Consider the following 7,382-nt stretch of genomic DNA (forward strand, 5'->3'; position numbering starts at 1 on the left):
TATAAAATGTGGGGCAACGGCGTCGCACTGCCGAACGTATATTTTGTGCTTTCGGGCATCGTGTACTATGCACAGTTCCCGGACTTTTTATTGTGACATTTTTTCTCACATAACGCTTGCTATTTCTGCCGTTCAGAGTGATCTGGTCATGAAAGTATTTTCACAGTATCGTATGAAACGGCTCCCCAGGGATTTCGCAGACTGTTATACTGGAAGGGCAGGGGAGATTCCGGCATTTAACTGAGTTGCGAACTCGTGAGTGATCTTGGCTGGGCTCATTTTGGTGTACAGTTTCATGTTGCCCTATCGCAGGATCTCTGCATAGGAATAGCACGGGTATTATTATTCCAATCCTTCAAAATGAGCCATCCTGCAGATTTGGACGGATATTTTTTGATTTTAGATGAGGAGGATGGATTATGAAGGATTTATTGGAAGTATGCTGTGGGCTGGACGTGCATAAGGAGATGATCGCGGCATGCCTGCTGTCAGGCAGCCTTGGGACAGAGCCGAAGGAAGAAGTGCGTGAGTTTTCCACTCTCCTTTCCGGGCTGGAAGAAATGAGGGAATGGCTGAAAGCAAACAATTGCAGGGACATTGCAATGGAAAGCACAGGTGTTTACTGGTTCCCGATCTACAATGTCCTGGAAGCCGGGGCGGAGGAGGATTTTAAGTTTAATATTACAGTGGCAAATCCCTACCATATGAAAAATGTGCCTGGGAAGAAGACGGATATTAAGGATTCCAGGTGGATTGCAGGACTCCTGCGGGCGGGGCTCCTGGAGCCGAGCTATATCCCTCCAAGGGAGATCCGTGAGCTGCGTGACTGGACGCGATATCGCAGGACACTGGTCCAGGAAATGACGGGGCATAAAAACCGGATCGAAAAGCAGCTCCAGGCATGCGGCTTTAAGCTCTCCACTGTTTTGACGGATATTTTTGGGAAAACAGGGATGGCTTTGATCCGGAAGTTATGTGAAGCAGGCTCTATTGAACCGGAAGAGATCCTGAACCTCCTGCATGGGACGGCACGGAAGAAGCTGGATGTCATAAGGCAGGCCGTGAATGGCAGGATGGATGGGCATGACAGGGCTTTCCTGTCCATGCTGGTGCGCAATTATGAGCAGTCTTTAAAAGAGATCGAGGATGTGGAAAGGGAGATCTATGCCTGTGCGCAAAAATATGAGCCGAGCATCGCCCTTTTGGAAACAATCCCAGGGATCAGCGGGATGACTGCAATCACTATGATCTCTGAGCTTGGGACGGATCTGAGTATGTTCCCGACATCCGGGCATCTGTGTAGCTGGGCCGGGGTGGTTCCGGGGGATAATGAAAGTGCCGGGAAGAAGAAATCGAACCGTTTAAAAAAAGGGAACCCTTATGTGAAATGCGTGATATGCCAATGCGCCTGGGCGGCGACACGGGCGAGAAAGAACTATCTGAGGGAATGGTTTTACCGGCTGTCCAAACGCCGGGGGATGAAAAAAGCAGTCATTGCCCTTGGCCATAAACTCCTGGTCATTGTATACAATATTTTGACCACAGGGGAGGCATACGATGAGAGCAGGTTTGCAGAAGTCCAGAAACGCGTGGATGAATCAAAAAAGATGAAACTGATCGCGCAGGCCCGGAAATACGGCCTTGTTTTAACTGATGCCAGGGGAACATGAATTTTCTGTAAATTACACAATATGCATCTTTTATTCGGCCAATTTTTTGTCATTTTGGATTGGCTTATTAATGTTGACTTCTTTTGAAAGGTATGGCTATATGTGACTACCCGGCAGGGAGTGGCAGGCGGAAGAATGGCAGGCCGGGGTTATCGGCTAACCGCCATGGTTTCGTATTATAAAATGTGGGGCAACGGCGTCGCACTGCCGAACGTATATTTTGTGCTTTCGGGCATCGTGTACTATGCACAGTTCCCGGACTTTTTATTGTGACATTTTTTCTCACATAACGCTTGCTATTTCTGCCGTTCAGAGTGATCTGGTCATGAAAGTATTTTCACAGTATCGTATGAAACGGCTCCCCAGGGATTTCGCAGACTGTTATACTGGAAGGGCAGGGGAGATTCCGGCATTTAACTGAGTTGCGAACTCGTGAGTGATCTTGGCTGGGCTCATTTTGGTGTACAGTTTCATGTTGCCCTATCGCAGGATCTCTGCATAGGAATAGCACGGGTATTATTATTCCAATCCTTCAAAATGAGCCATCCTGCAGATTTGGACGGATATTTTTTGATTTTAGATGAGGAGGATGGATTATGAAGGATTTATTGGAAGTATGCTGTGGGCTGGACGTGCATAAGGAGATGATCGCGGCATGCCTGCTGTCAGGCAGCCTTGGGACAGAGCCGAAGGAAGAAGTGCGTGAGTTTTCCACTCTCCTTTCCGGGCTGGAAGAAATGAGGGAATGGCTGAAAGCAAACAATTGCAGGGACATTGCAATGGAAAGCACAGGTGTTTACTGGTTCCCGATCTACAATGTCCTGGAAGCCGGGGCGGAGGAGGATTTTAAGTTTAATATTACAGTGGCAAATCCCTACCATATGAAAAATGTGCCTGGGAAGAAGACGGATATTAAGGATTCCAGGTGGATTGCAGGACTCCTGCGGGCGGGGCTCCTGGAGCCGAGCTATATCCCTCCAAGGGAGATCCGTGAGCTGCGTGACTGGACGCGATATCGCAGGACACTGGTCCAGGAAATGACGGGGCATAAAAACCGGATCGAAAAGCAGCTCCAGGCATGCGGCTTTAAGCTCTCCACTGTTTTGACGGATATTTTTGGGAAAACAGGGATGGCTTTGATCCGGAAGTTATGTGAAGCAGGCTCTATTGAACCGGAAGAGATCCTGAACCTCCTGCATGGGACGGCACGGAAGAAGCTGGATGTCATAAGGCAGGCCGTGAATGGCAGGATGGATGGGCATGACAGGGCTTTCCTGTCCATGCTGGTGCGCAATTATGAGCAGTCTTTAAAAGAGATCGAGGATGTGGAAAGGGAGATCTATGCCTGTGCGCAAAAATATGAGCCGAGCATCGCCCTTTTGGAAACAATCCCAGGGATCAGCGGGATGACTGCAATCACTATGATCTCTGAGCTTGGGACGGATCTGAGTATGTTCCCGACATCCGGGCATCTGTGTAGCTGGGCCGGGGTGGTTCCGGGGGATAATGAAAGTGCCGGGAAGAAGAAATCGAACCGTTTAAAAAAAGGGAACCCTTATGTGAAATGCGTGATATGCCAATGCGCCTGGGCGGCGACACGGGCGAGAAAGAACTATCTGAGGGAATGGTTTTACCGGCTGTCCAAACGCCGGGGGATGAAAAAAGCAGTCATTGCCCTTGGCCATAAACTCCTGGTCATTGTATACAATATTTTGACCACAGGGGAGGCATACGATGAGAGCAGGTTTGCAGAAGTCCAGAAACGCGTGGATGAATCAAAAAAGATGAAACTGATCGCGCAGGCCCGGAAATACGGCCTTGTTTTAACTGATGCCAGGGGAACATGAATTTTCTGTAAATTACACAATATGCATCTTTTATTCGGCCAATTTTTTGTCATTTTGGATTGGCTTATTAATGTTGACTTCTTTTGAAAGGTATGGCTATATGTGACTACCCGGCAGGGAGTGGCAGGCGGAAGAATGGCAGGCCGGGGTTATCGGCTAACCGCCATGGTTTCGTATTATAAATGGTAGCGGAAGGAAGTGATGAAATGGCTAAAATCAGCAGGATAGAGCCGAAAATACCGGCTTTGAAAAAGCGGCAAAAGGTGGCGGCTTATGCCCGCGTTTCCATGGAGACGGACCGCCTTGCCCATTCTCTTTCCGCACAGGTAAGCTACTACAATGATCTGATACAGGCGAACCCTGAGTGGGAATTTGCCGGGGTGTACGCAGATTTTGGGATCAGCGGCACCGGGACGGCAAAGCGTGAGGAATTCAACCGCCTCATTGCAGACTGTGAGGCAGGGAAAATCAACATTATCCTGACCAAAAGCATATCGAGGTTTGCGAGGAACACGGTAGACCTGCTCTCCACGGTCCGGCATCTGAAGGAAATCGGCGTGGAGGTGCGGTTTGAAAAGGAAAATATCCATTCCTTTTCCGGCGACGGGGAGCTGATGCTCTCCATCCTTGCGTCCTTCGCACAGGAGGAGGTGCGGTCGCTTTCGGAGAATTCCAAGTGGGGCATCCGCAAAACCTACCAGAACGGCACGGACGGCGTGAGGAACAAGAAAGTCCTCGGATACCGTTATGACGGCGAAAAATATGTGGTAAAAGAGGACGAGGCAGAGGTTGTAAGATTCATCCTTGAACAGACTGCCGCAGGCGTGGCGGCATCGGATATCCTTGCAGAACTAAAAAAGCGTGGGGCAAAGTCCTGGCGGGGATATGATTTCACTTACAGCCATCTGAACACCATTTTGAAAAACGAGATTTACATTGGTGACAGGCGGCTGCAGAAATGCTATGTGGCAGACCCCATCAAGCATAACAAGGTGAAGAACAGGGGCGAGCTGCCGCAGTATTACATTTCAGACTGCCATGAACCGATCATTGACAGGGAGATTTTTGCAAAAGTTCAGGAAATCCTGAAAGAACGGGCGGAGGCCGTGCCGACCTACCCATTTACAGGGAAGATAAAATGCGGGGTATGCGGGCATCCGTTTACGAGGAAGAAGGGCAGAGTCAGGGGAAAAACTTATATCCACTGGATATGCAGAGGCAAAAAAGAAGTGGGAATGACCTGCTCCAGCGTGAACTTCGGGGAAGAGGAACTGGAGGCGGTTTCGGCACAGGTTCTTGGGATGGACCGTTTTGACGGGGAAGCATTCGAAAAACAGGTCAGGGAGGTTACCGTCCTGAAAGACGGCAACCTGCAGTTCCGCTTTTCCGATGGCGGCACAAAGGTCTGGAAGAACCTGCGGCTGCACCAGGCATGGCACGAGGTAACGGTTACGGACTGCTTCCAGGGGAAAATCCGGTGCGCCATCTGCGGGAACACCTACCACAGGGTGAATTCCGGCGGGAGATGGGTGTACTGGTACTGCATCGGCAAGAAACGGAGCAATGTGGAATGCCACAATGTGAATTATGCAGATTTCAAACTGCGGCGCATTTCCGCAAGCATCCTCGGACTGGAGGAATTTGACGAAGCGGAATTTGAAAGGCAGATAGAGGAAATCGTGGCACTGGAGGACGGTAGCCTGGAATACCATTTTCGGGAAGGGAGGACGCAGACATGGCGAAGAATGTGACAACGATACCGGCCACACGCAACCGCTTCACGGCGGACCCGATCAGCAGCCGGAAAAAGCGGAAGGTGGCAGGCTATGCCCGTGTCAGCACCGACATGGAAGACCAGCAGACCAGCTACGCCGCCCAATGCGATTATTATACATCCTACATACAGAGCCGGGAGGATTGGGAATTTGTCGGGCTGTATTCGGATGAAGGCATCAGTGCAACTTCCACACGGCACCGCGAGGGATTCAACAAAATGGTGGAAGATGCCCTGGACGGAAAAATTGACCTTATCATCACCAAGAGCGTTTCGAGGTTTGCGAGGAACACGGTGGACAGCCTTTCCACCATCCGCAGGCTGAAGGACAACGGCACGGAGTGTTATTTTGAAAAAGAAAACATCTGGACATTCGATTCCAAAGGCGAGCTGCTGATCACCATCATGTCCTCGCTGGCGCAGGAGGAAAGCCGGAGCATTTCGGAAAACTGCACCTGGGGTATGAGGAAGCGGTTCGCAGACGGCAAGGTCACGGTGCCATTCGGAAGGTTCCTCGGCTATGACCGGGGCGAGGACGGGAACCTTGTCGTCAACGAGGAACAGGCGAAAATCGTGCGGGAAATCTACGGGCTTTTCCTGCAGGGCAGGTCGCCATACCAGATAGCCAAAATCCTGACGGAAAAAGGCATCCCCACGCCGGGCGGCAAAAAGGTATGGGGCAAGGCGGTTGTAGAATCCATCCTCACAAACGAGAAATACAAAGGCGATGCGCTCCTGCAGAAGGTTTATACGGTGGATTTCCTCTCCAAAAAGAAAAAAGTGAATGAGGGCGAAGTACCGCAGTATTATGTGGAGGGAAACCACGAAGCCATCATACCGCCCGCCGTTTTCGACAACGTGCAGGTGCTGATGCAGTCACGGGGAAAAGGGAACGGTCGGAATAGCTGCGTGAGTATTTTCTCCAGCAAAATTCGCTGCGGGGACTGCGGGAGCTGGTACGGTTCCAAGGTCTGGCATTCCAACGATAAATACCGGAAGGTGGTCTGGCAGTGCAACCACAAATTTGACGGTGGGGAGAAATGTACCACGCCGCATCTGGATGAGGAAACTATCCGGCAGCTTTTCATAAAGGCGCTGAATACTATTAACCGGGAGAAGACCCGCATCCTTGCAGGCTTTGAGGAAATCAGGGACACGGCATTTGAAACAGGGGAACTGGAGGCGGAGGAACGGCAGCTTAACGGGGAGATGAACGTGGCGGCAGAACTGATACAGAAATGCATCGGGGAAAACGCCCGCGTTGCACAGAACCAGGGCGAATATGCCAAACGCTACGATGCACTGGTAGGGCGGTTTGAAACGGCGAAAGCGCGGCTGGAGGAAGTGCAGGCAGCCATCACGGAGAAACAGGCACAGCGGAAAATGATGGAGAACTTCATGGAGGTGCTGCGGGGACTGCCAGAGCAGGTGGATTACTTTGACGAGGGCGCATGGTATGCCATGGTGGATTTTGTGACGGTCTATGGCAAGGAGGATGTGCGGTTCACCTTTAAGAACGGGATGGAGATTCCAGTAAAAACCAAATAGGAAATACAGATTGCACTTCACGGGAATGTGGAGTGTTTTCTTATTTTAAAGGCGTTTTTTACATTTGAACCCCCTTTGGAGGCAAAATAAAAAAGTATAGGGAAAATAAAATTGTATCAAAATGGGCTATTAGATAGAAATGTAAACCGCTTAATTGATACAAAGGGAATGAACAGAATATCGGGAAAACCGCTGAAAACAAGGGGTTCCGGCACATTGGCTGTTGCTGGAATCCCTTGTTTGATTTTGGGGCTGTGCCAGGGCAGCATGGGAGCGGCGGTTACGGACGGCCACAGTGGTCACAAGTCTGACCCCTTTGTGGCTGTTTTGACCCCTGCGGCAAAAGGTCTGACCCCTATGGCTGTGAATGTGACCCCTGTGGTCACGGTTTTGACCCCTCCCCTTGTCCAGTGTGACCCCTCTGCATCTTAGAGAATTTATGTGAATGAAAAATGTGCAGTATCCCTGAACAATATTTAACAGCCGCCCAGGCGGCTATATCACAAAGATAGGCGAAAACCATTCTGGACTTTTACCATAAGT

Annotated in this window: 6 protein-coding genes; all 6 read left to right on the forward strand. The window is 50.3% G+C overall.

Annotation, left to right across the window (positions count from 1 at the left end):
* Nucleotides 1-419 precede the first annotated feature (419 nt).
* The 6 genes from E5329_RS27400 (at nt 420) to E5329_RS27420 (ending at nt 7,271) form a co-directional block, all read left to right on the forward strand.
* The gene (locus tag E5329_RS27400) at nt 420-1,670 is read left to right on the forward strand and encodes an IS110 family RNA-guided transposase (protein WP_016283806.1); all 1,251 of its coding nucleotides are present in this window, start codon (nt 420-422) and stop codon (nt 1,668-1,670) included.
* Nucleotides 1,671-1,772: 102 nt separating this feature from the next.
* On the forward strand, nt 1,773-1,943 hold the full coding sequence (locus E5329_RS30180; protein ID WP_168356801.1) for a hypothetical protein: 171 nt from the start codon (nt 1,773-1,775) through the stop codon (nt 1,941-1,943).
* Between the two features lie 323 nt (nt 1,944-2,266).
* Entirely contained in the window at nt 2,267-3,517 is a 1,251-nt protein-coding gene (locus tag E5329_RS27405) for an IS110 family RNA-guided transposase (RefSeq protein ID WP_016283806.1), read from the forward strand.
* Nucleotides 3,518-3,723: 206 nt separating this feature from the next.
* Entirely contained in the window at nt 3,724-5,268 is a 1,545-nt protein-coding gene (locus E5329_RS27410) for a recombinase family protein (protein WP_135992337.1), read from the forward strand.
* Nucleotides 5,253-6,839, forward strand: a complete 1,587-nt coding sequence (locus tag E5329_RS27415) for a recombinase family protein (RefSeq protein ID WP_135992338.1) — start codon at nt 5,253-5,255, stop codon at nt 6,837-6,839. The genes E5329_RS27410 and E5329_RS27415 overlap by 16 nt, the downstream gene beginning before the upstream one ends.
* A 111-nt stretch (nt 6,840-6,950) precedes the next feature.
* Nucleotides 6,951-7,271, forward strand: a complete 321-nt coding sequence (locus E5329_RS27420) for a hypothetical protein (RefSeq protein WP_135992339.1) — start codon at nt 6,951-6,953, stop codon at nt 7,269-7,271.
* The last annotated feature ends 111 nt before the right edge of the window (nt 7,272-7,382 follow it).

It is taken from the genome of Petralouisia muris (assembly GCF_004793545.1).
GTDB lineage: Bacteria > Bacillota > Clostridia > Lachnospirales > Lachnospiraceae > Petralouisia > Petralouisia muris.

Bases quoted from the DNA above. Each gene is read 5' to 3' on its own strand.
- E5329_RS27410 (WP_135992337.1), top strand. From the start codon at position 3,724: ATGGCTAAAATCAGCAGGATAGAGCCGAAAATACCGGCTTTGAAAAAG.
- E5329_RS27400 (WP_016283806.1), top strand. From the start codon at position 420: ATGAAGGATTTATTGGAAGTATGCTGTGGGCTGGACGTGCATAAGGAG.
- E5329_RS27415 (WP_135992338.1), top strand. From the start codon at position 5,253: ATGGCGAAGAATGTGACAACGATACCGGCCACACGCAACCGCTTCACG.
- E5329_RS27405 (WP_016283806.1), top strand. From the start codon at position 2,267: ATGAAGGATTTATTGGAAGTATGCTGTGGGCTGGACGTGCATAAGGAG.